Source organism: Lysinibacillus macroides (assembly GCF_001281525.1).
Classification (GTDB): domain Bacteria; phylum Bacillota; class Bacilli; order Bacillales_A; family Planococcaceae; genus Lysinibacillus; species Lysinibacillus macroides.
Genome location: NZ_LGCI01000007.1, coordinates 14484 through 41240, shown reverse-complemented (window position 1 = coordinate 41240; position 26757 = coordinate 14484). Strand labels below are relative to the sequence as shown.

The window sequence follows — 26757 nt, the reverse complement described above, 5'->3', positions numbered from 1 at the left end:
TAGGACATCGCTAGGCAAGCAAAAACAGTCAGCATAGAGCTGACTGTTTTTTTATTTCTAAAAGTAAAAGTATCTGTAAAACTTACTTATTTATATTGTTATTTAGTTGGAATTTCGACTTAGATTTGCTATATTTAAAAGTCTGAATTGTCTTTCTTTTAGAAGTTTCTTGACAGTAGCAGTCCACGTTGTTAATCTTACAATTAATATTCTTTTACCTATAGGAGGAAGTTACGAAAATGTGGGAGACAAAATTTGCCAAAGAAGGTTTAACTTTTGATGATGTATTATTAGTACCAGCTCATTCCGAAGTATTACCAAAAGATGTTGATTTATCTGTTCAATTAACACCAAAGATTAAATTAAACATTCCAATGGTCAGCGCAGGCATGGATACAGTGACAGAGTCTAAAATGGCAATTGCTATGGCACGTCAAGGTGGTATCGGTATTATCCATAAAAATATGGGGATTGATGAGCAAGCTGAACAAGTAGAAAAAGTAAAACGTTCTGAAAATGGTGTTATTACAAACCCATTCTTCTTAACTCCGACTCATCAAGTTTTTGATGCTGAGCATTTAATGGGAAAATACCGAATCTCCGGTGTACCTATTGTGGATAGCATGGAAAATCAAAAGCTAGTAGGGATTATTACAAATCGTGATTTACGTTTTATCTCAGATTACTCTTTAAAAATCGAAGATGTCATGACGAAAGAAGATTTAATTACAGCTCCTGTTGGAACCACTTTAGAGGATGCTGAAAAAATTCTTCAACAATATAAAATCGAAAAACTCCCAATTGTAGATGAAGAAGGTCGATTAACTGGACTTATCACAATTAAAGACATTGAAAAAGTGATTGAATTCCCGAATGCTGCTAAAGATACACATGGTCGTTTACTTGTAGGTGCAGCCGTTGGTGTATCAAAGGATACAATGGTACGCATCGAGAAGCTTGTAGAAGCACAAGTTGATATTGTCGTGATCGATACAGCTCATGGTCATTCCGAAGGTGTATTACAAACAATCCGTTCAATCCATGAGACTTACCCAGAGCTAGAAATTATCGCTGGGAATGTAGCAACTGCAGAAGGTGCGCGTGCATTATTTGAAGCTGGTGCAGATGTTGTGAAAGTTGGTATTGGTCCTGGTTCTATTTGTACTACACGTGTAGTCGCTGGTGTAGGTGTACCACAAATTACAGCTGTTTATGATTGTGCTACAGTAGCTCGTGAGCTTGGTAAAACGATTATTGCTGATGGTGGTATTAAATACTCTGGTGATATCGTAAAAGCGTTAGCAGCTGGTGGAAATATCGTGATGCTTGGTTCCCTGCTTGCAGGTACTTCTGAATCTCCAGGAGAAACAGAAATCTTCCAAGGTCGTCGCTTCAAAGTTTACCGTGGTATGGGTTCGATTGGAGCAATGGAAAAAGGTTCAAAGGATCGTTACTTCCAAGAAGATGCGAAGAAGTTAGTACCTGAAGGTATTGAAGGACGCCTTCCATACAAAGGGCCTTTAGCTGATACAGTTTACCAATTAATTGGCGGTATTCGTGCTGGTATGGGTTACTGTGGCGCACCAAACCTTGAATACCTAAGAGAAAATTCGCAATTTGTTAGAATGACGGGTGCTGGTCTACGTGAATCTCATCCACATGATGTTCAAATTACAAAAGAATCACCAAACTATTCCATGTAATATATTGCTTGCAACTTTTATGCTTTCGCTTCGTCTACAAAGATGGCGCGAAAGCATTTTTTTATGGCAGAGAGTCAACACGTTGGTGACTATCTATGATAAAATGTCGAGGACAAGATTATTTTTTGGAGGGCTTTAAAGGTGAAAAAGAAAATGGGCACCGTATTACGCTTACTCCTACTTCCTGTTTTAGTATTAAGCGTGTTTGCAGGTATTCCTGCACAGGCAAATGCAGAAACAGAGTTAGGATTAACAGTGGATGCTGCGATTTTAATTGACGCAGACTCAGGAAAAATTTTATATGAACAAAATGCAGATACTTCACTAGGTATTGCAAGTATGACAAAAATGATGACTGAATACCTGTTATTGGACGCGATTGATGCAGGGACAGTTAAATGGGATCAGGAATATCAGGTAACAGATTATACGTATCGTATGTCCCAAAATCGTGCATTAAGTAATGTACCTTTACGTAGAGATGGTTCGTATACGATTCGTGAATTATATGAGGCGATGGTCATCTATTCGGCAAATGCAGCAACCGTGGCTATTGCTGAAACCATTGCGGGTTCTGAGACTGAGTTTTTAAAGTTAATGAATAAAAAGGCAGAAGAGCTGGGCTTAGAAGGCTATAAATTTGTCAATGCGACAGGTCTTAATAATGCTGATTTATTTGGTATGCATCCATCAGGGACAGGGCCAGAGGATGAAAATGTCATGCCGGCGAAATATGTAGCAAAACTGGCATATCATTTATTAAAGGATCATCCAAAGGTGTTAGAAACGTCCAGTATTGCAAAAAAGACCTTCCGAGCAGGCACAGAGGACGCTATTGAAATGTCTAACTGGAACTTTATGCTACCTGGATTAATATATGAATATCAAGGCGTAGATGGCTTAAAAACAGGTACAACAAACTTTGCAGGTCATAGTTTTACAGGGACAGCACAGCGCAATGGTACACGTTTGATTGCAGTGGTTATGAAAGCTGTTGATGCCAATGGTGTGGGCTCATATGAAGCACGTTTTGATGCAACAGCAAAATTATTTAACTATGGCTTTTCACAATTCTCAAAAGAAGAAATTTTGCCAGCCAATTATACATTTAAAGATCAAAAAACAGTAAAAGTTACAAAAGGAAAAGAAGATAAAGTAGAGATTGCTGTAAAAGAGCCTATTTCGTTTATGATTAAATCTTCTGACAAGGATCTATATAAGCCTACACTCGTTTTAGAAAAAAAGAGTTTAGAAGCAGGTGTTAAAAAAGATACTGTCGTGGGGAAGGTTGTTATTGAGCGCACAGAAGGGGCAGATTACGGTTTTATTGATGGGAAGGATATTTCATCTGATGTTGTAACAACAGCGGCTGTAGAGCGTGCTGGTGGCATCTCATTATTCTTCCAAGGCGTAGGTAACTTCTTCGGTAATTTATGGGGAGGCATTTCAGACTTTGTTGGAGGCCTATTTTAATAATTAATAAGCAGAGCACGTGATTGTTTTTAAACATTCATGTGCTTTTTCACATTTTTAGGTAGTGGTGCATACGCTATTAGGCGAAAGGATGTGGCTAAATGTGTGGTATTACAGGGTGGGCTAGCTTTCAAAAGGATTTAAGAGCAAGCGGTACAATCTTACAATCAATGACACAAACTTTGAATAAGAGAGGGCCTGACGATGAAAATATTTGGTGTAGCGAGCATATTGCATTTGGCCATCGACGACTAGCTGTTATTGATTTGATTGGTGGTAAGCAACCAATGACAAAAGTATATGATGGCGTCAACTATGTCATTACATATAATGGCGAGCTTTATAATACAGAGGAATTACGAAAAGAGCTTGGAAAAAGAGGATATCATTTTTTAACACAATCAGATACAGAGGTGTTATTGACAGCTTATATTGAATGGAAAGAGCGGTGTGTAGATTTTTTAAATGGCATTTTTGCTTTTAGCGTTTGGGATGAACACAGGCAATCACTTTTTTTGTGCAGAGATCGACTTGGTGTAAAGCCCCTGTATTATACAGAGCAACAAGGTGAGCTTTTGTTTGCCTCTGAAATCAAAGCATTATTAATACATCCACAGGTGCAAGCAGCCGTCAATACAGAAGGGCTAGCAAGTATGATGACTGTAGGACCTTCTAAAGCACCTGGCACAACACTTTTTCAAAATATTGAAGAATTACGACCTGGCCACGCTATGCGTTTCTCTCGAGAAGGTGTAAGAAAATGGGCATATTGGCAGCTACAAAGTCATAAACATGAAGAATCTGTGGAGGAGACGATTGAACATGTTCGTTTTCTGTTAACAGATGCTATTGAGCGACAACTTGTTTCGGATGTACCCATCTGTACGTTTCTTTCAGGTGGGCTGGATTCTAGTATTATTACAGGAATTGCCGCAAAACAATTTCAACAGCACAATAATAAGCTGCATACGTACTCGATCGATTATGAGGATAATGAACGATTTTTTCATTCACATGCTTTTCAAACATCGACAGATACGTATTGGATTCAAAAAATGATCGAGACTTTTCAAACGACACACCATGCAGAGGAAATCTCTCAACAGCAACTAATCGACTTATTAGTGGAATCCGTAATTGTAAGAGATTCCCCTGGTATGGCAGATGTTGATTCATCATTATTATGGTTTTGCCGTAAAATCAAAAGAGATTTTACTGTAGCACTATCAGGTGAGTGTGCAGACGAAATTTTTGGAGGCTACCCATGGTTTCAAGAAAAAATGTCAGGCTTTCCTTGGATCCGATCATTGCCAGAGAGAAATGCCTTGCTGCAAGATAAATGGCAGAAGAAATTAAAAATTGAAAACTACGCCCAACAGCTATATGGTCAAACAATAGCAGAAGTACCATTAGTAGATGGGGAAAGTTCGGCAGCGTCAAGTCATCGTGAAATGCTTTATTTGAATATGCAATGGTTTATGCAAACATTGCTAACGCGTAAGGATCGAATGAGTATGGGTGCAAGCTTAGAGGTACGTGTTCCCTTTGCAGATCATCGTCTTGTAGAATATGCATGGAATATTCCGTGGGAAATAAAAAATTTAGATGGCATGGAAAAAGGACTGCTGCGAAAATCAATGGCCCATTTATTGCCACATGAAGTATTGTATCGAAAGAAAAATCCTTATCCTAAAACCTATCATCCAGCCTATACGGCAGGTGTACAAAAATGGTTAAAAGAGATTCTCAAAGAAAAAAATTCTATTTTGCATGAACTATTTGATCAAAAAAAGCTAATGGAATTGATTGAATCTGGTGGTAGCTCCTTTAAGGTTCCATGGTATGGTCAATTAATGGCAGGTCCTCAGCTCTTGGCGTATTTAGGGCAAATACACATATGGTTTGAACATTATCAGATTCAATTAATCGAAACGTAATGGAAGTCACCCATCTACTCACTTTATTTCGTAATAGATGGGTGATTTTTTTGTATGCTCCAGCAATCCATTAGGTGTTCAATAGACGGTTCAATTGCTTGAACAGGTATACCGCCAAATCCTAGTAAAAATTGAGCCTTTGAAGGTTCAGAAGGGTCTAATCGATAATCCAATAATGGGTAGATACCTATTCCTGCTTGAGAGGCAAGCTGCTGTAATTGTTTTTCTGTTAATGTGTGTTGAACATCTAATAAAATATGCATTCCTGCTTGTTCACCCGTAATTTTAACGGATGCTGAATATTTTTCTAAAATAGTAGTTAGCTTATCATGTTTTTTACGATAAATTTTGCGCATCCGATTAAGGTGCTTGGCAAAATGACCATCGCGCATAAAATTTGCTACAATATGCTGATCGAAACGAGGTACTGTTGATGAATAATAATTAAAGACATCATTATAAGTAGCAAGTAATTTAGGCGGCAGTACAAAATAAGCTACACGCAACGATGGCATTAATGATTTTGTAAAGGTGCTCATATAAATGACTTTATCATTTCTATCTAAAGCATGCAGTGCAGGGATTGGTTTTCCAGTATAACGAAATTCTGAATCGTAATCATCTTCAATAATATAGTGGGTAGAGCTTTGTGCTGCCCAATTTAAAGCCTGTGCCCGTCTGGTAGCAGATAATACTGCACCTGTTGGGAATTGATGTGATGGCGTAATATAAGCAACATGAGCATGGGTTTTTTCAAGCGTCTGAATCATAATTCCTTCTTCATCGACTGCAATGGGATAGACCTTGCGTTTATGTTGGGCAAATATGCGATGTACAGCAGGGTATCCTGGATTTTCTAATGCAAAGCAGGTGTCCTCGCTAAAAAGACGTAAAATCATTGGAAGAAGCTGCTCTGTCCCTGAACCAATCACAATTTGTTCAGGGCTACATACAACACCGCGTGATTGATATAAATAATTAGCAATTTCTGTGCGTAAAGATAACTCGCCCTGAGGTTCCCCTGTCAATAGTAGCTCCTTTGAGGCATTGTCAAAAAGGTCTTTTGCATATTTTCGCCATGTTTGAAAGGGAAAGGCGTCAATATCAATAGAACTAGGATTAAAATCAATTTTGTATGTTTTTTTCTTAGGATACTCTATAAAGGGAGTGATTGTGTCCTGCTGAATATATGGTAACTCATCGATTGCCTCGACAAAATAGCCAACACGTGTTTTGGACATAATATAGCCTTCAGCAAGCAATTGTGCATAAGCAATTTCGATTGTTGTTTGAGAAATATTTAAAAAATCTGCTAATTTCCTCTTGGATGGTAATTTTTCTCCTACAGCAATTTTTTTTGAAATGATAGCCTCTTTAATCCCGTTATAAAGCTGATCATAAAGCGGTTTCTCGTTGTCTTTTTCAAGTTGAAATAATAGCATATCCATAGGTTATATTCCTCCTGACCTTATAATTATTTAGAAAACTGGATATTTTTATATGGTCAATTTCTATTATACTAAATTCCATCACAAAGGTGGAGGTTAGAATGATGAAACAAACAGGTACAGAATTGGTAAAACGCGGGATGGCGGAAATGCAAAAGGGTGGCGTTATTATGGACGTTATTAATGCTGAACAAGCAAAAATTGCGGAAGCAGCAGGAGCAGTAGCTGTGATGGCATTAGAAAGAGTGCCTTCCGATATTCGTAAAGCGGGCGGTGTTGCACGTATGGCTGATCCACGGATTGTTGAAGAGGTAATGGGAGCTGTATCTATTCCTGTAATGGCAAAAGCTCGTATTGGGCATATTGTGGAAGCTCGTGTGTTAGAAGCAATGGGAGTTGACTATATTGATGAAAGTGAAGTTTTAACACCAGCAGATGAAGAGTATCATTTATTAAAAAGTGATTACACAGTACCCTTTGTTTGTGGCTGTCGTGATTTAGGAGAAGCAACTCGACGTATCGGGGAAGGTGCAGCGATGCTACGAACAAAGGGCGAACCAGGAACAGGGAATATTGTTGAGGCAGTTCGACATATTCGCAAAGTAAATGCTCAGATACGTAAGGTAGTAGGTATGACAGAGGATGAGTTAATGACAGAGGCAAAATCACTGGGAGCGCCTTTTGGGTTATTAAGAGAGATTAAACGTCTTGGTCGATTACCAGTAGTTAACTTTGCAGCAGGTGGTGTTGCTACGCCTGCCGATGCTGCATTAATGATGGAGCTTGGGGCTGATGGCGTATTCGTTGGCTCAGGTATTTTCAAATCCGACAATCCTGAAAAATTCGCGCGTGCGATTGTAGAGGCAACAACACATTACAAAAATTATAAGTTAATTGCTGACATATCAAAAGAGCTTGGTGTACCTATGAAGGGCATTGACATTGCACAGCTAGGGCAAAACGAACGTATGCAGGAGCGAGGCTGGTAGCATGAAACGAATTGGCGTTTTAGCGTTACAGGGAGCGGTGCGTGAGCATGTTCAAATGTTAGAAGCGCTTGGCTGTGAAGCTGTTTTAGTAAAGCATAGACAGGATTTAATGAAAATTGATGGTCTTATATTGCCCGGCGGAGAAAGTACAACGATGCGCAAATTGCTGGATCGCTTTGAGCTATTGGAGCCAATACAAAATCTCGCACAGCAAGGCTTACCAATGTTTGGAACATGTGCAGGATTAATTTTATTAGCGAATAATTTAGTAGGTGATAAACCACACTTAGCTGTTATGAATGTGACAGTAGCAAGAAACTCATATGGTCGTCAGGTGGATAGCTTTGAAATAAAGGTGGATATTCCTAAAATAGGTAATGCAATTCCAGCAGTATTTATACGTGCACCTCATATTGAAGCAGTGGGGCAAGATGTTGAGGTTCTTGCTCAGCATGAAGGAAGAATTATCTTAGCACAGGATGGACATTTATTAGGCTGTTCGTTCCACCCCGAATTAACAGCAGACACACGTATTCTCGAATATTTTGTAGTATCTATAGTATGACTTGCAAAATCTGTTTTCATATAGTACAGTATGGTTAAATTTTAAATAACTGAACACGATGATAGGAAGTAGTAACAAGCACGTTTTTTTTAGAGAGTCAGCGGCTGGTGGAAGCTGATAAAAGCACTTGTGAATCCGTCCTGGAGTTGCACAGTCGAAGTCAATAAGTAGGCTGTAGCCGGCTGAAATGCCGTTATGAAATAAGCGGATTAGGCATATGCCTAGTCAATTAGGGTGGCAACGCGGGTAGCTCTCGTCCCTTTTAGGGGATGGGGGCTTTTTTGTGTTCTAATTTCAATCATTTACTGGAGGTATGAATTATGTTAGATATTAAACGTGTGCGCGATAATTTCGCGGAAATTAAAGAAATGCTATTAACACGTAATGAGGATTTAGGAAACCTGGATGACTTTGAGGAGTTAGATGCAAAGCGTCGTGCGTTAATTGCTAAAACGGAAGAGCTTAAGGCGGAACGTAACAAAGTATCTGAGCAAATTTCTATAATGAAGCGCAATAAGGAAAATGCGGATGAAGTTATTGCTCGTATGCGTCAAGTTGGTGATGAAATTAAAGCACTAGATAGCCAATTAAATGAGGTAGAAGACCGCTTTAAAGATATGATGATGCGTTTACCAAATATACCACATGAATCTGTGCCAGTAGGCGCAACAGAGGATGACAATGTTGAGGAGTATACATGGGGTGAAGTGCCCACTTTTGATTTTGACATAAAAGCACACTGGGATCTTGCAACGGATTTAAATATTGTTGATTTTGAACGCGGTGCGAAAGTAACGGGTAGTCGTTTCTTATTCTATCGTGGTCTTGGCGCTCGTTTAGAACGTGCATTAATGACATTTATGATGGATTTACACGCAGAGGAGCATGGCTATGAGGAAATGCTACCACCTGTCATTGTCAATCGCGATAGCTTAACAGGTACTGGCCAGCTTCCAAAATTTGAGGAAGATGTCTTTAAGCTAGAGGAAATAGATTATTTTATGATTCCAACAGCAGAGGTACCAGTTACGAACTTCTATCGTGATGAAATTTTACCAAATGAAGCATTACCAAAAGGCTTTGTAGCATATAGTGCATGCTTCCGTTCAGAGGCAGGTTCTGCAGGGCGTGATACACGTGGCTTAATTCGTCAGCACCAATTCAACAAAGTAGAATTAGTTCGTTTTGTAAAGCCAGAGGAATCATACGAGCAGCTAGAGCTTTTAACAAACCATGCTGAAAAAGTATTACAATTACTTGGATTACCTTACCGTAAATTAAAAATGTGTACAGCAGATTTAGGTTTTACAGCAGCGAAGAAATACGACTTAGAGGTTTGGATTCCGGCTCAAAATATGTACCGTGAAATTTCTTCATGCTCTAACTTTGAGGACTTCCAAGCACGTCGAGCAAATATCCGCTTCCGTCGTGAGCCAAATGCAAAGCCAGAATATGTGCATACATTAAACGGCTCAGGTCTTGCCCTTGGCCGTACAGTAGCAGCCATCTTAGAAAACTACCAGCAAGCCGACGGAAGCGTAGTAATCCCAGAGGTACTAAGACCATATATGGGTGGCAAGGAAATAATTGCGCCAAACTAAACAAGGTCGGCTCTGCACTGAAAGAGAAGCGGCAGATGCAACCTAAGGAAGTATAGTAATTCGGTGGCAAAGAAATAATCACACCAAAATAAACAACAAAAGCTATTTTAGATACCTTGCTTAAGGAAAATCTAAAATAGCTTTTGTCTTACTTCCAATTTGTACAGTTGGATGCGGCTTCTGTAATTGTTAAAGCCGTTCTTGCCTTTTTCTCAGCTTTTTTACGCTCTCGTAAAGCCTTAAAAAAATCCGTTAAAATTTGCCCACATTCTGCTGCTAAAATTCCTTCTGTTACCTCACATTCATGATTGAAGCGAGCGTCATTTAATAAACGATATAAAGAATCTACACAGCCAGCTTTAGGATCTCTTGCTCCATAGACAACACGAGGAATACGAGATTGTAGAATAGCACCAGCACACATTGGACAAGGTTCAAGTGTCACATAAAGTGTTGTATTCTCTAAACGCCAGCTTCCTACTTTTTTACAGGCTTCTTGAATGGCTATTAATTCTGCGTGAGTTGTAGCATTTTGTGAAGTTTCCCGTAAATTATAGGCACGTGCAATAATTTCGCCATTATAAACAACAACAGCGCCAATCGGTACTTCTCCAAGAGCCTCTGCTTTTTTAGCCTCTATTAAGGCTTCTTGCATAAATTGCTGATCTATCATCATACTCATCGCTCCTTATTCTCAGTTTAGCTTGGTTTGTTAGCAATATCAAAATTTTAAGATAGTTATTTAATTAAGATACCTTTATTATAAAGGTATCTTAATTATAAAGGTGATTATCAATGATAATGGATATAATCGAAAAAATTAATCGTTTACAGGATCAATTAAATATTCAGATGGCCGTTCAATATGAGACGATGCTGGATAATCAATTAACAGCTAAGCAAGTATTACTATTAGAGCTAATTCGTGCAGGAGCAACAACTACAAAGGATATTGCCACTACATTACGTGTAACAACTAGCGCTGTCAGTCAGCTTTTAAATAAGCTGGAGGGCAAAGGATATATTCATCGAACGATTAACCCAGAAAATCGACGTGAAATTAAACTAGAACTAGCAGAAAAAGGGCAGCAATATTTTAATCAACTAAAGCAATTTGAGCAAGACACTGCCTCTGCTATTTATGGTCAATTACCATCAGAAGATTTACAGCATTTAGTACGTATTTTAGAAAATTTATTAACAATCGTTAGGAGGGATAAAGCATGAGCTGGATTGAAAAATCAAAACCTATATGGCTTATTCTAGTGATATTTGTGTTAAGCGGTAATTATATGCTGTACCAAACATCTCTAGGAATCAACTTATTACCTGATGAGGCACAGGCTGTTGTGTTAGGATCATTATTAGATTTAATGATTTGTTTCCCGCTGTTTATGATACTTTACCGCAATAAATTTTCACTGAAGGCATTGATTGCACTTGTGGCATTTGGCTGTATCTTGCTTCGATTAATAGTGCCAACGGAATTATTAGCACCGTATGCGATGATAACATGGAGTGGCATTGTCGTTGAGGGCTGTCTTGTATTGGTGGAATGTTTATTGATTGTAACATTGCTACGCTATATGCCGAAGATTATCCATGATGTGAAAGAGAATCAGCTACCAACATTATTTGCATTTTCACAGGCTGTAGGGAAATATGTGAAGCAGCATCCAATTATTCAAGTGATTTGTTCAGAAATGCTTGTCCTATATTATGCTTTTGGCAGCTGGCGACAAGCAGTTCCTAAAGGGCTTACATTATATAAAAAATCAAATTATATGGCATTTCAAATTATGATAATTCATGCCATTATTGTAGAAACCATTGGCATACATTATTGGCTACATACCAAAGCGCCAATTGTCTCCATTGTGTTATTAATTTTTAATATTTATTCGGTTATTTTTTTCTTAGCAGATTTACAGGCGATGCGTCTAAATCCAATTTTTATAGATAAAAAATCCATGTATCTATCATTAGGATTAATAAAGCGTGCCAAAATTGATCTTGATAATATTGCAGCAATTATAGATGATTCAGAGCTACTTGCTCAAAAACGCTCAAAGGAAACGATCGATTTTATTTTGCGTGATTTTGAAAGCGTCCAGCCTGATTTTATTGTGCAATTAAAGCAGCCCGTTACCGTAACCTTTATGATAGGGATTGAAAAGAAGTATCAGTATATAGCTATAAAATCTGACAATCCTACAGAGCTAAAGGAAGCTTTAGCTAAAAATAAGGTGAGATTTTAAAAAAATTCATAATGGGCTCGTTCGTTATTTTCTTAATAATTGTAGTGATTGCGTTTCATGCTATGCCTCCTGTTAGTAGGGGCATGGCATTTTATATTTTCCAAAGCGTTTGACAATAATAAGCAATCATTATATATTTATATATGAATATATGTTCATATATAAAAGGAGTGAGTTATTATGAGTAATGGCAATCAGCATTTAGATGAGGAAACATTGTTTGTAGTTTCGCAAACATTTAAAGCATTAAGTGATCCAACACGCATTCGTATTTTAAATTTATTATGTACAGATGAGCATTCCGTCAATGATATTGCAGAAATATTAGATTTAGGTCAATCAACCGTTTCACATCAATTGCGTTTTTTAAAAAATTTACGCTTGGTGAAGTTTCGACGAGAGGGCACGACCCTATACTATTCAAAGGATGACGACCATGTTATGAATTTATTGAAACAAGCAATTGACCATGCAGCACATCATTAAATGGAGGGATACTAATGGGACATCATCACGATCATGGACATGACCATACACATGGTGCAAATAAAAAAGTATTATTACTATCATTTATTATTATTACAAGCTACATGATTATTGAGGCAATCGGTGGCTTTGTTACAAATAGCTTGGCACTTCTGTCAGATGCAGGACATATGTTAAGTGACGCTATTTCTTTAGGTATTGCCCTGTTAGCTTTTATCATGGGGGAAAAGGCTGCTAGCTATAGTAAAACTTATGGTTATAAACGATTTGAAATTTTAGCAGCTGTGTTAAATGGTGTAACATTAATCGGTATCGCATTATTTATTTGTTATGAGGCAATTGAACGCTTTGCCAATCCACCAGCAGTAGCGACAACTGGGATGCTTATTATTAGTACAATCGGGCTTTTAGTAAATATTTTAGTGGCGTGGATTATGATGCGTGGTAGTGATACAAAGGATAACTTAAATATGCGTGGTGCCTTTTTACATGTGCTTAGTGATATGCTAGGGTCTGTAGGAGCTATTATTGCCGCATTATTAATCATGTTTTTAGGCTGGGGCTGGGCGGACCCACTGGCAAGTGTCATTGTAGCGTTACTGGTGCTAAGAAGCGGCTATTACGTCACAAAGGATGCTGTTCATATTTTAATGGAGGGCACACCGAAGAATGTAGATGTGACAGAAATCGTTGAAGTGATTGAACAAACAAATGGTATTAAAAGCATTCATGATTTACACATTTGGACAATTACAAGTGGTACAAATGCATTGTCCTGTCATGCGGTTGTTGATGGGCAATTAACAGTAGCTGATAGCGAGCATATATTGCGAAAGGTTGAACATAATCTTGAGCATAAAGGCATTAAGCATGTCACAATTCAGCTAGAAACAGCTTCCCATCAGCACGATAATTCAATTTTGTGTCAATTGAAAAATGAGCATCATCACCATTAATTACGTTCTAATTTTTTAAACTTGCTAGAAAAGCTTTCTTCAAAATCTGAAACATCGGCATTTCTAACCTATGATTTTACAATCTATTACTTGTGTAAAGCACTATTTGTTGACCAATGAAAAGATAAGGAAAGAATAAGAGTAAAATGAGGCTGCTTAATTCCCATTAAATATGGGGATTAAACAGCCTAGTAAGGTATTTTATTTATATATCAAATTTCACTTTTCAGCGTTTTTAACTACAGATAATATAATAATATTTACTTTTCAAATAGAGTTTTTGAGCCACCTAAAGCATAGCTAAATGTTATTTCATCCTTTACTTGTGCCCCTATAGGTTGCTCGCCAATTACTATACCTAACCGGTTATAACCTAATAGTTCTATAGTAACTCCTTTATTAAAATTATAGAAAAAACTACTATAACCAGTTTGTACCCAAGTTGTTGGGAATGCTAAGCTAAAAGATGAAACTCCCGTTATTGATGAGAATGTTTTGCTGGATCCACTTCCGTTATAACGATAGCTTAAATCAACAGTAACAGTTACTGGTTGAGTAGCGCTCTTAATAGGATTGAGTGATGGTTTTACCCATACTTCAAGTCGGTCAGTTGTTGAACTAGTAGCCATAGTAGTAATAAGAGGAGTTGATAAAGAACTGCTTTCTGTGTCTTCATATAAATTTAATTCTGTATCTTCATTTTCTAATTCTTTGATAGCTTGTTCGAAATCTTCCACTGTATCAAAGTTAATAACAGGTGCCCCTTCAGGTAATTCATTTATATCAATTAAATCAATATAATCCGAATTATTGGCAATAGACTCTATTTTTGGTAATATTTCTTTAGAAGCTTCATTAACCTCTGGTGATGCGAAAACAGTACTTCCTATAGCGCTTACTGCAAAAAGAGAAAGAAAAAGAGATAAAATTAATTTTTTCATTTTTTAAAAACCCCCAAAATTTGTTTTTTTTATACATTATTATCATAAACGAGGGAGGATAATTATGCAAGATAAATCCAGTGTATATAAAATATGGATAATCATTATTAGTATTGTTTTAGTAATTTGTATACCTTTTATTAGTGGAAGTAGAGATGGTAGAGAAGATTTTATTAAAGCTATCTATGGCTTTCCTGCTGATTGGTTATATTTATATACTAATGGAGGCTTTAGCTTCCTTGGAATAGGCTTTATCGTGAATATTATATTTTTTTACTACATGATTAAAATTTTAATATGGGCTTATAAAAAAATAATTGGTTGGATTAAAGGAATATGGGCTAATCTATACTATTAAAGCGGTCAGTAATAATCCTTAACGCTTGCATACCCTTCTTGGGTATAGTATGATAGATATGAAATCGGAGGTGTAGTGATGGAGGATATCGTAAAAGAGGATGTTTGTCATACAGAGGAAGCTACGTCTTGTCGCAAAAGTCATCATCCTGAGCGTGTGAAAAAGGATTTAACTACTCGATTAAATCGTATTGAGGGTCAGATTCGTGGCATTAAAGGGATGATTGAAAAGGATGTGTATTGTGATGATGTAATTACACAGCTGTCTGCTACACAGTCTGCTTTAAATAGTGTTGCAAAAATATTATTAGAAGGTCATTTAAAGGGCTGTGTCGTGGATCGTCTATCTGAGGGCGATGAAGCCGTATTAGATGAGCTAGTTGTTACTATTCAAAAATTAATGAAAAAATAAAGGAGCGATTTATGATGCAAAATGTAACATTAAATGTACAGGGAATGTCATGTGGTCATTGTGTCAATGCGGTGGAAAAAAGTGTAGGTGCTTTAGCTGGTGTAGAGCAAGTAACCGTTCATTTAGCGGAAGGTTCAGTTGATGTAGCTTTCGATGATGCAAAAGTATCACTTGAGCAAATTAAAGAAACAATTGATGACCAAGGCTATGATGTAAAATAATATTACAGGGTGCTTCTATAGGCACTCTCTTATTTTCAAAATTTTATACCCCCTATTGGTATAAGGAGAGGTGGAAGATAGATGAGTTCTGAAATAAAAGAAGCAAACTTGCAAATTACAGGGATGACCTGTGCAGCCTGTGCCACTCGTATAGAAAAAGGCTTAAATAAAATGGATGGTGTAGAACAAGCAACTGTTAATTTAGCGCTTGAAAAATCATCTATTAAGTATAATCCGGCAAAGCTAAGTGAAGCAGATTTTGAGCAGAAAATTGAAGCACTTGGCTATGCCATTGTGAAACAAAAGGCAGAGCTTGATATTACAGGGATGACTTGTGCAGCCTGTGCGACTCGTATAGAAAAAGGACTGAATAAACTTAGCGGTGTATCTACTGCTACTGTTAACTTAGCACTTGAAAAAGCAATGATTGAGTTTAATCCTTCAGAGGTAAGCATGGTGGATATTATTGCAAGAGTAGAAAAGCTAGGCTATGGGGCGCATCAAAAGGTAGATGAACAGGAAACAGTAGATCATCGAGAAAAGGCAATTAAACAGCAGCAGCAAAAATTTATTTTATCAGCTATTCTTTCGCTGCCGTTGCTGTGGACGATGGTTGGGCATTTTTCATTTACATCGTTTTTATATGTGCCAGAATTTTTGATGAATCCATGGGTACAAATGCTACTAGCAACCCCGGTGCAATTTATTATTGGTAAACAGTTTTATGTAGGTGCTTATAAAGCATTGCGCAATGGCAGTGCCAATATGGATGTCCTTGTTGTTATGGGCACATCGGCTGCTTATTTCTATAGTGTTTATCAAGCAATTGCCACAGCAGGCTCACATCATGGACCACATCTTTATTTTGAAACAAGTGCCGTTTTAATTACATTAATATTATTAGGTAAATTATTTGAGGCAAAGGCAAAAGGTCGCTCATCAGAGGCGATTAAAAAGCTAATGGGGCTACAAGCAAAAACAGCCATTGTTGTACGTGATGGCGTGGAAAAGGAAGTTCCTTTAGAAGAGGTTATTATTGGCGATACAATTCTCGTTAAACCGGGTGAAAAAATTCCAGTTGATGGCGAAGTAATAGAAGGTACAACAGCCGTTGACGAATCCATGCTAACAGGTGAGAGTTTACCAGTCGATAAAAAACAAGGTGACCCATTATTTGGTTCTACAATCAATAAAAACGGCTTTATTAAAATGACGGCTACAAAGGTTGGTCGTGATACAGCTTTAGCACAAATTATTAAAGTGGTAGAGGATGCACAAGGCTCAAAGGCGCCTATTCAACGTTTGGCAGACCAAATTTCAGGTATTTTTGTACCAATTGTTGTTGGTATTGCGCTTGTCACATTTTTAGTGTGGCTGATTTGGGTGCAGCCAGGAGAGTTTACACCTGCGTTAGAAGTATTAATTGCAGTGCTTGTGATTGCTTGTCCATGTGCGCTTGGGCTAGCTACACCAACATCTATTATGGCAGGGTCAGGACGTGCTGCTGAATTTGGTATTTTATTTAAAGGTGGCGAGCACTTAGAGCAAACGCAAAGTATTGATACAGTGGTTGTCGATAAAACAGGTACAGTAACCCATGGTAAGCCTGTTTTAACAGATGTGTTAGTAGCTTCGGGACAGGAGGAAGCACGCTTTTTATCATTAATTGGGGCAGCAGAGAAACAGTCAGAGCACCCATTAGCAGAGGCAATTGTCCAAGGGATTGAGGAGCGTGGTATTGAGCTAGGAGATGTTCAATTTTTTGAGGCAATTCCAGGCTATGGTGTACAGGCAACTGTTTCTGGTCAAGGTGTTATCATTGGTACACGGAAATTAATGCAGCAATACAATATTTCGATTGAAGATGTTTTACCAGCAATGGAGCAGCTTGAACGAAGTGGTAAAACAGCTATGCTAGCAGCAATTAACGGTCAATATGCAGGCTTAGTAGCAGTTGCTGATACAGTAAAAGATACATCAAAAGAAGCGATTCATCGACTACAGGAAATGGGCATTACAGTCATTATGATGACAGGAGATAATGAACGTACAGCTCAGGCAATTGGGAGAGAGGTTGGCGTTGATCGTGTTATTGCTGAGGTTCTACCAGAGGGCAAAGCAGAGGAAGTAAAAAAATTGCAGGCTACTGGTAAAAAAGTAGCGATGGTGGGTGATGGCATTAATGATGCACCAGCACTTGCTACGGCGAATATTGGAATGGCGATTGGTACAGGTACAGATGTTGCAATGGAAGCGGCAGATATTACATTAATTCGTGGTGACTTAAATAGTATTGCAGATGCTATTTTAATGAGCCGTAAAACAATGCGTAATATTAAGCAAAATCTATTTTGGGCATTTGCCTATAACTCATTAGGTATTCCGATTGCTGCAATTGGTTTACTAGCTCCATGGGTGGCAGGCGCAGCGATGGCGTTTAGCTCCGTATCTGTTGTCTTAAATGCATTGCGTTTACAACGAGTGAAATTATAAATAATGATGAACTGTAGACCTATTGATAGGGATGCAGTTCATTTTGCTTTTAGGAATTACTCTAATAAATAGTGTATGTTGGATATTTTCATTATTATGATTTTTCCTATTAGGGTCTTTATTTTTAGTGAATTATTATTTAGGTATTTTTCACTTGACGCAAGTAACAAACTTAAACTAAACCAACCATTCGGGTAATTCTATTTTTCATGTTCACGATATGGTACAATGAAAAGCACTGATTTATTTTTAAACATAAAGGAGGGGCCTCTTGTGACGGTTCCATTTGTTACGGTAGAAGGTCCGATTGGTGTTGGGAAAACCTCTTTATCGAAAGAGATAGCAACGACATTTAAGTACCATCTATTGAAAGAAATAGTAGACGAAAACCCTTTTTTAAATAAGTTTTATGAAAACATTGAAGAGTGGAGCTTCCAAACGGAAATGTTCTTCCTTTGTAATCGCTATAAGCAATTATCCGATATTCAAAAGTTTCGATTAGCACATGCCAAGCCTGTTGTAGCAGACTATCATATTTTTAAAAATTTAATTTTCGCGAAGCGTACATTAGCATCAACAGAGTATGAAAAATATGAAGAAATTTATAAAATTTTAACGAAGGATATGCCAGTGCCGAATGTAGTCGTTTATTTATATGCAAGCGTTGATACGTTGATGGAACGTATTGCCATGCGCGGTCGGGGGTTTGAAAAAATGATTTCACGCGATTATATGGAGCAGCTTGTAGTAGATTATCATTCATTTATTGAGCATTTTGAAAAGATGCATCCTGAAATTCCCGTTATTCGCTTTAAAGGGGATCAGCTTGATTTTGTAAAAAATTCAGATGATTTAAGTTATGTTTTACAAACAATTAAGGACACGTTACAACAAAGGAGTTTGCAGTCATGAATTTAAGAGAGCAATATGATATTCCTCCACAAACAGTTATTACGATTGCGGGTACTGTAGGGGTCGGGAAATCAACGATGACAAAGGCATTAGCGGAGGCATTGCAGTTTCGTACATCATTCGAAAAGGTCGATACAAATCCATATTTAGATAAATTTTATGAGGACTTTGAAAAATGGAGCTTCCATTTACAAGTGTACTTTTTAGCGGAGCGATTTAAAGAACAAAAGCGCATTTTTGAATATGGTGGAGGCTTTATTCAAGACCGTTCCATCTATGAAGATACAGGGATATTTGCGAAAATGCATTATGATAAAGGCACAATGAGTCCAACAGATTATGAAACATATACAAATTTATTTGATGCAATGGTGATGACGCCGTATTTTCCACATCCTGATTTACTAGTCTATCTGGAAGGCCCAATTGATGCGGTGATTGGACGTATTCAAGAGCGTGGACGTGCAATGGAGCAGCAAACGCCAAATAATTATTGGATAGAAATGCATGAGCGCTACGAACATTGGATTAATAATTTTAATGCCTGTCCAGTGTTACGTTTAGATATTAATGATTATGATTTATTAAAAAATCCAGATGCCATTGAATCAATTGTAAGCCGCATCAGTCATATGTTAAAACAAACAAGCCATTTACAAAAATAACTACAAGACGTGGAACAATATATAGCTGATTGTTTCACGTTTTTTGAATAGGAGGAATTACTATAAAAATCGCTGTTTATTGTGGTTCTAGTTTAGGAAAAAATACAATCTATGCGGAGAAAGCGGCTGAGCTAGGCACATTGCTTGCTCAAAATGGTCATGGTGTTGTTTATGGTGGCTCAAAAACAGGATTAATGGGGAAGGTAGCTGATGCTGTGCTGGCTGCAGGAGGAGAAGTAATCGGTGTGATGCCAACCCATTTACAGAAGCGAGAATTGGCACATGCCTCATTAACAGAGATTCATTTTGTCGATTCCATGCATATTCGTAAGGCAAAAATGGTAGAGCTTGCTGATGCATTTATCGCTCTTCCAGGTGGTGCAGGTACATTAGATGAATATTTTGAGGTATTTACATGGGCACAGATTGGGCTGCATGAAAAGCCGATTATTTTATATAATGTACAAGGATTTTATGATGCAATTTTACAGCATTTTAAGCGAATGCTGGAGGAAGGCTTTATACGTGCTGAGCAACAAGCACTTATTCATGTAGCCACTACAGCAGACGAGCTATTACATTTATTAAAAGCATATAAGTAATAAATGATCGCACCAGCTATTTTTGATTGGTGCGATTTAGTTTTTGAGATGTATTGAAATAGTGACTGTGTTTTATTTACAATTATAGTGTAAGACTTATATTAATCATAATAGGGGTGTAATGTATGACAAAGGTGGAAGTAAGTTTTCAGCATTTACCAACAACAGCAATCTCAGATGCAACAGGTGGGCATACCAATTTACGCAGTGATATTAAGCCATTAGCAGATCATTTTAAAATTGCTGGACGAGCAGTAACAGTACGTTTGCCAGATGGCGAAAATGGAGCAGTGCTAGAAGCAATTCGAGCTGCCAATGAAGGAGATATTTTAGTTATTGATGCAAAGGGTAATACAAATCGAGCTGTGGCTGGAGATTTTGTAATATCCTTAGCGAAGGGGATTGGCGTACAGGGCTTTGTTGTGGATGGGGTAATTCGTGATATTGCGGCCATTCGTGAACTGGATTTCCCTGTATTTGCGCTAGGTACAACTGTAGCGGCTGGCAATAAAAATGGCGGTGGTAAAGTAAATGTGCCGATTGCTATAGGTGGCGTAACCGTTCAGCCTGGTGATTATATTATTGGGGATATAGACGGCGTTATTGTTGTACCACAAGAGGATGCAAAAAAAGTGTTTGCAGCTGCTGAGGCAAAGGTGGAAAAGGATGACAAGCGCGCACAGGAAGCACATGCAAATGGCAAGGAATCCATCATTGCTTATTTAGATAAAGTATTAGCGAAGTAAAATAAAATGCCAAAGTGTTGACCACACAACGCTTTGGCATTTTTGATTATTGCAATGCTAAACTTGTCGTGAATTCAAAGCGATTTTCCTCTTTTAAACGATCCACATAGCCAACAATATAAATATTCGCTATTCTTACTTCAGATTCTGTAAATTCTTTATAGAAAGTAGGTGAAAAGGAAACTGACAGCTCCACACTTTCACCAGGTTTAATATTTAAGCGATTGCCTGTCGCAAGCACCCTAAACGGATTAGTTGTTTCCCCATGCTCTTCAGGGTCATTGATAAAGCCAAATAATACATTATTTTGGATAATTGTATAATCACTGTTATTAGTTAGTTTAATGTTATATTCTACCCTAGTGTTTAAATTAATGTTTTTTGAGATTAATTCAAATGTTATATCATCCATAATACCAGATTCAGTCTGATCAAATTTAGGACTGCATCCTGATAATATCAAACAAAATAGGATTATGATAAACTTTTTTTTCATAAATTAATAAACCGAATATTCTCGTTGAATCGTCATAGGCTGTGAAACATAAGTAACACTGGAACTAGTTGAAACACTTACATTAAAGCCAGGGAGTCCACCACTAATACCAGCTGAGTTATTATAAACCTCATAAAAATTACCAGTTACTCCAACTGTGGCTGTTGTAACAGGATAAGCTGTAGTTTTCCAAGAATTACTTTGTTGCCATGTCGGCGAGTATTGTCCAGCAGCAAGAGAAGAACCAACAGTAGCACTATTAATTTGTCTGAAGGAGCCGCTAGTGTAAATTTCAAAAGAAGCCACTAAAGTAGCTTTATAATTAGGGTTTTTAGAATATGCTTGTGTCCATGAAGCTTGTCTCCAAATAATGTTACTTGCTTGTACCTCAGTACCTCTGTCATTATTTATAGACTGCAAACTTTGGGCAGTTCTTGTCGAAACTAACTGATTTGCCTCTTCGTAAGTGATATTTTCATTTTCTGCAACATTTTGTACATACTCTTCTCTAGTGATATCTTTAATAATAACACCTGGTATAGGATTATCTTCTAAAAGATTAATAGGTGCATTTAACTGATCTTGACTTAATGCAAACATTTCTTTTGAGTTACTTACTTGAGCAGAAACTGGTGAAAATAAAGGGATCGATAACATTGTTGTACATAAAACAGTTGCTGTAGTTAAACGTATTTTTCTCTTCAATTTTACCACTCCTATAGTATATATTTATTTACTACATTTATATATTAACACTAAAAAAATCCATTTCCAATCCTTGAATACAAAATATTACTTTTTTACCAAATGAGCTACCATCAAAAAGTAATAAAAATGACTTTTTGATGGTAGCTCTATAAAAATATATTTATCTTTTACGCTAAATTTTCATTATCATTAAAGTAAATTTTCATTTTTTCCTGATCGAAACGGTTTTCCCATTTTGCCATCACTAATGATGCTAATGAGTTACCAATTACGTTAACGACTGTACGTCCCATATCGAGAATACGGTCAATACCTGCGATAAATGCTAAACCTTCAAGTGGAATGCCAACAGTACCTAATGTTGCTAAAAGAACGACGAATGACACTCCTGGTACACCTGCAATACCTTTAGATGTAACCATTAATACAAGCATTAACGTAATTTGTTCACCAATGCTTAGGTGAATACCGTACATTTGCGCAATAAATAATGCAGCGATTGCTTGATAGAGCGTTGAGCCATCTAGGTTGATTGACCTCTTTTGCAAATGCATTTTGTTTGTTGGCATAAGAAAAACCTCCCTAGAATTTATACCTTAATAGTATTGGGAGGCGTATCGAAAAAATATGTGTGGTTTGATATCGGGCTTACCGTATACTTATTCAGGTTTTAGTTCAATAAGTTATACTTGTTTTTTTTTCTTAAAGGAATCTTCAAAATCAAAAGGAATTGTATGAATCTTATCATCTAAGATATTTAAATATTTCTTTATTAACGTCTTTGTGATTTTTATACTAGAAACATTAGGTTTAAAATGGCCAGATTTATTGTTGATTAGAATGTGCATATCATCACTTACCTTATCATTTGTTACTAACATTTCTCCAGCAGATTTAACTATAAGATTTTCGTAATCGCATAATAAAAGAGGATGTTCAGGTTGTACGTCCCCCCACAAATTGTTTTTTCTACCAGTAATTAATTCTGTGGTAGTTTGAGGACTATCTAGAATCAAAATTTTATCATCTAGAGTGGTTACGTATATATACCAATTATTAATTTTTATGTTATTAAATTGTTCAGGCATGTCCATATTAATGATGCGGGTCTTAATTTCATTTTTATGTCTATCATATTGATCATTTATATCAGGAATAAAAATAAAAGCGTCCTCCCATCATTATCAATCATCACAGGAGGACGTGTAGATAATAACGGAGCATCGTTATATTGCTTGATTATATCGTTAAGTAATTCTATTCTATATTGAAAAGGCTTTAAATTACTATTTTCAATTAAAAAGATATAAATAGATAATTTAACGATAAGAGTGGAATTACTAAATTCACCATATTTTGTTTTGCATTCTTCTAATAAATTTATAAAAGATTTATACTCATCTAGAATAGTCATTTTGCTTCCTCCAGAGTGCTCAAAAATGCCAATCCATGTTCATATTTTGACTTATTTGATGATATACCTCTGTATTTAGTTTTTATAATATTTATAAGCTCTTTAATTTTTTCTTCAACGAATACAGATACAGAAATCTCAGCTGTTTCTATTTCACAAATATATATAGTTCCGATGATATTATTTAAATCCTCAGGCCTAAAATAAGAAATGGAATCTATGCTTATAAAAATTTTTGTATTATCTTCAATGAAATATCTTTTATACCTTTTCTGTTTCATAACAAGTTGAGAAATTAAATTTTTAGTTAAATTTTCTTCTCCAGCAAGCAAAAAAATTTCATTTAAATAGTCGTCTATGTCTTACCTCTTTTAAAGAAAACATTAAATTCTTTCCTGAAATTGTCTTCGTATTTACCGATTTTAAACATAACTTTATTCATATTAGGCTCTTTTAAGCTAGCGTTTGTAACTAAAGATAAAACTTTGTTATTTCTATATAATTTGAAATTTTTTGTGTCTAAAAATACCGAAGATCTTTGAACAACAAAAGGTGAAATCCAGCCTCCGAATTCCTCTCCCTTCCAATCACAAATTTCAGAAAAAAAATTAGCATCTGGAAGAATAAAACCGATTTCATTCTCTATATTAGATGTCATATATTATTCCTTTCTACAATAAGAAACCGATTCAAAGTGAAGACATCCTTGAATCGGTACTTTTTTGTTTTAGATTAGTTGACTAACTTTAATAGTTAGACTGAACAAAGCGAAGCAGTTTGTTCTAATGTAGTTTCTGAAGCTTTGTTTAAATCTTCTAATAAATTATCGAAAGACATAGCGACAACCCCCTTTTTAAATATACAGAAAATTACTTTAATAATTCTCTTAATTAAAATTTAACCAATAATTTACGAAAAAAGTAAATACTTTTTTTAGTATTTATATTTTTTTTTGGAATTTTTTTAAATAAATAAAAATTCTTACGTTTTTTATGGTAAAATTCTATAAATCAATATTAAAGGAGCTTTTTATGAATAGAAAATATTTTATTTTGGCCTTTTCTATTACAATGATAGGAACTCAAATGTTTGATTTCGTTGTGAAATAGTGGATTGTAAAAGAAACTGGCGATGCTCAAATTCTGGGTGCGATTATAGGTATACCTGCTATGGTTATAGCAATATTATCCTTTATTCCAGGCGTTTTAGCTGATATCTTCAATAAAAAGAAAATAATGATTATTACAGATTTAATTAGTTCTGCAGCATGTTTTGCAGCATTTCTAATATTAATTGAATATGGCTTTTCTTTAATAGTTATTGCTATTACTAGCTTAGTTTTGGGATTAATTAAATCATTATATGCTATAGCTAGTAAAGGAATTTTCAAGAATATTTTCGAAAATTCAGAAATAAAATCTATTAATAGAGTTCAAGCGATACTAAAACAAATAATTAAGTTAATATCTCCAGTTTTAGCAAATATATTAATTTTATATATTAAACCGGAATTATTTTTCTTATTTAATGGTATTTCTTTCTTAGTTTCTGCAATTCTCGAAATGAATTTTAAGTATTCTACTAGTAATAAGATTAAAAGTAAGTTAAGTTTTTCAACTTTTATAGAGCAATTACAGCAAGGTTTCTTAGTAATTAAAAATAGCCCTTTGATTATCAACACATTAATATTAGTTAGCATCGCCAATATTTTTATTGGAGGGTATGACATTTTTATGCCTATGTTTGTTATTGAGTATATGGGTTCTGATTTTGGGTATAGTATGATTCTTACAACTACTGCTATTGGTGCTTTAATAGCTCCTTTATTACTTCAATTTTTTGATAAGAAAAAAATATCTATTCCGTTATGGACTCCAGTATTATTGATAATGACCGGTATTATTATTAGTTCTTTTTCTATGATTGGTTGTATAACAGGAGGATTTATTATAGGGTTAAGTACAACAATTTTTGATGTTGAATTTTTCACAAAATTACAATTGAGTGTTGAAGAGGATAATATTAGCAAAGTGTTTGGGGTTGTTTTTTTAATTGCTGGTGTTTTAACACCACTCGGACAGCTTTTATTTCCTTTGATACTAGCATCACTAGTTAAATATGCCTTATTTGTAATAGGAGCCTTCGGATTAGTTACAGTTATAATTATAAAAATATGGGATACAAAGAGAGGGAATTTAATTGGATAATACTATTAATGAAAATAAATACATACGATTAAATGGAATAGAACAATTTATTTCAATCAATGGTAAAAATAGTGAACAACCGTTAATTATATTTTTACATGGGGGGCCAGGAGCTGCATATGGTACACGCTCATATATATTTAAAGAGTGGTTTAAGCATTTTAACGTAGTGTTTTGGGACCAACCAGGTGCTGGAAGGACGGCTATAAAAAATCCAGATTTTATTCCAACTTTTGAATACATTATTGATAGTTTGAAATCACTTATTGAATATTTAAAGCGAAAGTTTAATAAGGGAAAGATAGGAATTATAGCAAGATCTTGGGGGACTGTTCCGGGGTTATATTATGTAAATCATTTTCCTAAAGATATTTTATTTTATTGTGGAACTGGACAACTCATAGATACTCAGAAAGACGAACACGTTGTTTATCAAGAATTGCATAAAAGATTACTTAAAGAAAAAAATGCAGAGGGATTAAAAAAATTATCTGAATTAGGAAAGGATTATCCAGGTAAAAATTTATCGAATATTAGAGAGAAATTAGATAAATTTCATCAGTATATAGAAGACTACGGAATGTTTTTTGAAAATTCCAATTCCGGAATGAGCAAGAAGGAAGAATTACTTAACAGTCCAATATATATTCCTGAAGATTTGACAATTCAAAAAAGAGTTAGTTCTAATCAAGATGAAATTTTTAAATTTTTAGGAATGTTCAGTGCTTATAATTATTCTTTAAATTATAGGATTCCATTCTGTTTAATATTGGGGCAAAAAGATTGGGTTGTTCCTGTTCAACATCAAATTAACTTCTTTAACGATATTAGCGCACCTAAAAAGGAGCTAGTTCTTTTAGAAAATGCAGGACACAAAGCAATGACGGATCAACCAAAAGAATTTTTAAAGGCATTGATTAATTTTATTCAATCAACACATGAGGCTGATAGCTTCAATTAAAGAGTGTATTTTATAAAAGAAATATTGCCACTATCTTTTTTGTTCAATTTGAATTAGAAAAAATTTAAACAACATTGAGATAAATCAAATGTATTTATCAACAATTAGAAGTGATGAAGGACCAAAAGACTTTTTAGTAAGTCTGGTTTTATAGTTGAAGAAAAACTTATTAGAATGACAAAACATATATGTGAGAGAACTTAATA

The 26757-nt window shown here is 35.8% G+C and carries 29 protein-coding genes, 1 pseudogene and 1 other annotated feature; of the genes and pseudogenes, 20 read left to right on the top strand and 10 right to left on the bottom strand.

The window, feature by feature from the left end:
• Positions 1 to 239 precede the first annotated feature (239 nt).
• From guaB to asnB, 3 genes are all read left to right on the top strand, one after another.
• Positions 240 to 1703 carry an IMP dehydrogenase gene (guaB, locus tag ADM90_RS12140; protein ID WP_053995270.1) on the top strand — a complete coding sequence of 488 codons (1464 nt, stop codon included), beginning with the start codon at positions 240 to 242 and terminating at the stop codon, positions 1701 to 1703.
• A 141-nt stretch (positions 1704 to 1844) separates the two neighbouring features.
• A complete protein-coding gene (locus ADM90_RS12135) occupies positions 1845 to 3176 on the top strand; it encodes a D-alanyl-D-alanine carboxypeptidase family protein (RefSeq protein WP_083448540.1) in 1332 nt (443 codons plus the stop codon).
• A gap of 101 nt (positions 3177 to 3277) precedes the next feature.
• Positions 3278 to 5113, top strand: a complete 1836-nt coding sequence (gene asnB, locus ADM90_RS12130) for an asparagine synthase (glutamine-hydrolyzing) (RefSeq protein ID WP_053995269.1) — start codon at positions 3278 to 3280, stop codon at positions 5111 to 5113.
• Between the two features lie 23 nt (positions 5114 to 5136).
• On the opposite strand, the gene pdxR is transcribed toward asnB, so the two are convergent.
• On the bottom strand, positions 5137 to 6561 hold the full coding sequence (gene pdxR / locus ADM90_RS12125; RefSeq protein WP_083448539.1) for a MocR-like pyridoxine biosynthesis transcription factor PdxR: 1425 nt from the start codon (positions 6559 to 6561) through the stop codon (positions 5137 to 5139).
• A gap of 104 nt (positions 6562 to 6665) precedes the next feature.
• On the opposite strand from pdxR, the gene pdxS reads away from it, so the two are divergent.
• The 3 genes from pdxS (at position 6666) to serS (ending at position 9716) form a co-directional block, all read left to right on the top strand.
• The gene (gene pdxS, locus ADM90_RS12120; RefSeq protein ID WP_053995268.1) at positions 6666 to 7550 is read left to right on the top strand and encodes a pyridoxal 5'-phosphate synthase lyase subunit PdxS; all 885 of its coding nucleotides are present in this window, start codon (positions 6666 to 6668) and stop codon (positions 7548 to 7550) included.
• Between the two features lies 1 nt (position 7551).
• Positions 7552 to 8115 (top strand): pyridoxal 5'-phosphate synthase glutaminase subunit PdxT, encoded by a 564-nt coding sequence (pdxT, locus tag ADM90_RS12115; RefSeq protein ID WP_053995267.1) that lies wholly within the window; start codon positions 7552 to 7554, stop codon positions 8113 to 8115.
• 49 nt (positions 8116 to 8164) lie between these two features.
• Positions 8165 to 8379 (top strand) — a binding site (T-box leader).
• A 56-nt stretch (positions 8380 to 8435) separates the two neighbouring features.
• Positions 8436 to 9716: a serine--tRNA ligase gene (serS, locus tag ADM90_RS12110; protein WP_053995266.1), complete on the top strand. Its 1281-nt coding sequence runs from the start codon at positions 8436 to 8438 to the stop codon at positions 9714 to 9716.
• A gap of 148 nt (positions 9717 to 9864) precedes the next feature.
• Here serS and tadA read toward each other — a convergent pair whose 3' ends face one another.
• A complete protein-coding gene (tadA, locus tag ADM90_RS12105; RefSeq protein ID WP_162838604.1) occupies positions 9865 to 10392 on the bottom strand; it encodes a tRNA adenosine(34) deaminase TadA in 528 nt (175 codons plus the stop codon).
• Positions 10393 to 10517: 125 nt separating this feature from the next.
• Between tadA and ADM90_RS12100 the strand changes: the two genes are divergently transcribed.
• The 4 genes from ADM90_RS12100 (at position 10518) to ADM90_RS12085 (ending at position 13416) form a co-directional block, all read left to right on the top strand.
• Positions 10518 to 10943 carry a MarR family winged helix-turn-helix transcriptional regulator gene (locus ADM90_RS12100; protein ID WP_235473516.1) on the top strand — a complete coding sequence of 142 codons (426 nt, stop codon included), beginning with the start codon at positions 10518 to 10520 and terminating at the stop codon, positions 10941 to 10943.
• The gene (locus ADM90_RS12095; protein ID WP_053995263.1) at positions 10940 to 11974 is read left to right on the top strand and encodes a hypothetical protein; all 1035 of its coding nucleotides are present in this window, start codon (positions 10940 to 10942) and stop codon (positions 11972 to 11974) included. Before ADM90_RS12100 ends, ADM90_RS12095 begins: the two co-directional genes overlap by 4 nt.
• A gap of 180 nt (positions 11975 to 12154) precedes the next feature.
• A complete protein-coding gene (locus ADM90_RS12090) occupies positions 12155 to 12460 on the top strand; it encodes an ArsR/SmtB family transcription factor (RefSeq protein WP_053995262.1) in 306 nt (101 codons plus the stop codon).
• Positions 12461 to 12474: 14 nt separating this feature from the next.
• Positions 12475 to 13416: a cation diffusion facilitator family transporter gene (locus ADM90_RS12085; protein ID WP_053995261.1), complete on the top strand. Its 942-nt coding sequence runs from the start codon at positions 12475 to 12477 to the stop codon at positions 13414 to 13416.
• A gap of 260 nt (positions 13417 to 13676) precedes the next feature.
• Here ADM90_RS12085 and ADM90_RS12080 read toward each other — a convergent pair whose 3' ends face one another.
• The gene (locus ADM90_RS12080) at positions 13677 to 14357 is read right to left on the bottom strand and encodes a hypothetical protein (RefSeq protein WP_053995260.1); all 681 of its coding nucleotides are present in this window, start codon (positions 14355 to 14357) and stop codon (positions 13677 to 13679) included.
• A gap of 64 nt (positions 14358 to 14421) precedes the next feature.
• Here ADM90_RS12080 and ADM90_RS12075 point away from each other — a divergent pair, with 64 nt between their 5' ends.
• From ADM90_RS12075 to ADM90_RS12040, 8 genes are all read left to right on the top strand, one after another.
• Positions 14422 to 14715: a hypothetical protein gene (locus ADM90_RS12075; protein ID WP_053995259.1), complete on the top strand. Its 294-nt coding sequence runs from the start codon at positions 14422 to 14424 to the stop codon at positions 14713 to 14715.
• A gap of 78 nt (positions 14716 to 14793) precedes the next feature.
• Complete coding sequence (locus ADM90_RS12070) at positions 14794 to 15126, top strand: metal-sensitive transcriptional regulator (RefSeq protein WP_053995258.1); 333 nt, start codon at positions 14794 to 14796, stop codon at positions 15124 to 15126.
• 14 nt (positions 15127 to 15140) lie between these two features.
• Positions 15141 to 15347, top strand: a complete 207-nt coding sequence (gene copZ / locus ADM90_RS12065; RefSeq protein WP_053995257.1) for a copper chaperone CopZ — start codon at positions 15141 to 15143, stop codon at positions 15345 to 15347.
• Between the two features lie 81 nt (positions 15348 to 15428).
• Complete coding sequence (locus tag ADM90_RS12060; RefSeq protein ID WP_053995256.1) at positions 15429 to 17840, top strand: heavy metal translocating P-type ATPase; 2412 nt, start codon at positions 15429 to 15431, stop codon at positions 17838 to 17840.
• Positions 17841 to 18113: 273 nt separating this feature from the next.
• Complete coding sequence (locus ADM90_RS12055) at positions 18114 to 18752, top strand: deoxynucleoside kinase (protein WP_053995255.1); 639 nt, start codon at positions 18114 to 18116, stop codon at positions 18750 to 18752.
• Positions 18749 to 19417: a deoxynucleoside kinase gene (locus ADM90_RS12050; protein ID WP_053995254.1), complete on the top strand. Its 669-nt coding sequence runs from the start codon at positions 18749 to 18751 to the stop codon at positions 19415 to 19417. Before ADM90_RS12055 ends, ADM90_RS12050 begins: the two co-directional genes overlap by 4 nt.
• A 62-nt stretch (positions 19418 to 19479) precedes the next feature.
• Positions 19480 to 20019: an LOG family protein gene (locus ADM90_RS12045; protein WP_053995253.1), complete on the top strand. Its 540-nt coding sequence runs from the start codon at positions 19480 to 19482 to the stop codon at positions 20017 to 20019.
• A gap of 125 nt (positions 20020 to 20144) precedes the next feature.
• On the top strand, positions 20145 to 20765 hold the full coding sequence (locus ADM90_RS12040) for an RraA family protein (RefSeq protein WP_053995252.1): 621 nt from the start codon (positions 20145 to 20147) through the stop codon (positions 20763 to 20765).
• Positions 20766 to 20811: 46 nt separating this feature from the next.
• On the opposite strand, the gene ADM90_RS12035 is transcribed toward ADM90_RS12040, so the two are convergent.
• From ADM90_RS12035 to ADM90_RS12005, 7 genes and pseudogenes are all read right to left on the bottom strand, one after another.
• Positions 20812 to 21177, bottom strand: a complete 366-nt coding sequence (locus tag ADM90_RS12035) for a phage major tail tube protein (protein ID WP_235473514.1) — start codon at positions 21175 to 21177, stop codon at positions 20812 to 20814.
• Positions 21178 to 21264: 87 nt separating this feature from the next.
• Positions 21265 to 21975 carry a hypothetical protein gene (locus tag ADM90_RS12030; protein ID WP_235473511.1) on the bottom strand — a complete coding sequence of 237 codons (711 nt, stop codon included), beginning with the start codon at positions 21973 to 21975 and terminating at the stop codon, positions 21265 to 21267.
• Positions 21976 to 22136: 161 nt separating this feature from the next.
• Positions 22137 to 22505 (bottom strand): annotated as a pseudogene (locus ADM90_RS12025) (cation:dicarboxylate symporter family transporter); the annotation flags it as partial.
• Between the two features lie 147 nt (positions 22506 to 22652).
• A complete protein-coding gene (locus tag ADM90_RS12020; RefSeq protein WP_053995249.1) occupies positions 22653 to 23063 on the bottom strand; it encodes a hypothetical protein in 411 nt (136 codons plus the stop codon).
• 50 nt (positions 23064 to 23113) lie between these two features.
• The gene (locus ADM90_RS12015; RefSeq protein ID WP_053995248.1) at positions 23114 to 23383 is read right to left on the bottom strand and encodes a hypothetical protein; all 270 of its coding nucleotides are present in this window, start codon (positions 23381 to 23383) and stop codon (positions 23114 to 23116) included.
• Positions 23380 to 23715: a hypothetical protein gene (locus tag ADM90_RS12010; protein ID WP_053995247.1), complete on the bottom strand. Its 336-nt coding sequence runs from the start codon at positions 23713 to 23715 to the stop codon at positions 23380 to 23382. The genes ADM90_RS12015 and ADM90_RS12010 overlap by 4 nt, the downstream gene beginning before the upstream one ends.
• A 23-nt stretch (positions 23716 to 23738) precedes the next feature.
• Positions 23739 to 24041: a hypothetical protein gene (locus ADM90_RS12005; RefSeq protein ID WP_053995246.1), complete on the bottom strand. Its 303-nt coding sequence runs from the start codon at positions 24039 to 24041 to the stop codon at positions 23739 to 23741.
• A gap of 454 nt (positions 24042 to 24495) precedes the next feature.
• On the opposite strand from ADM90_RS12005, the gene ADM90_RS12000 reads away from it, so the two are divergent.
• Entirely contained in the window at positions 24496 to 25590 is a 1095-nt protein-coding gene (locus tag ADM90_RS12000) for an MFS transporter (protein WP_327037022.1), read from the top strand.
• Positions 25583 to 26551 (top strand): alpha/beta fold hydrolase, encoded by a 969-nt coding sequence (locus tag ADM90_RS11995; RefSeq protein ID WP_053995244.1) that lies wholly within the window; start codon positions 25583 to 25585, stop codon positions 26549 to 26551. The genes ADM90_RS12000 and ADM90_RS11995 overlap by 8 nt, the downstream gene beginning before the upstream one ends.
• Positions 26552 to 26757: the final 206 nt, after the last annotated feature.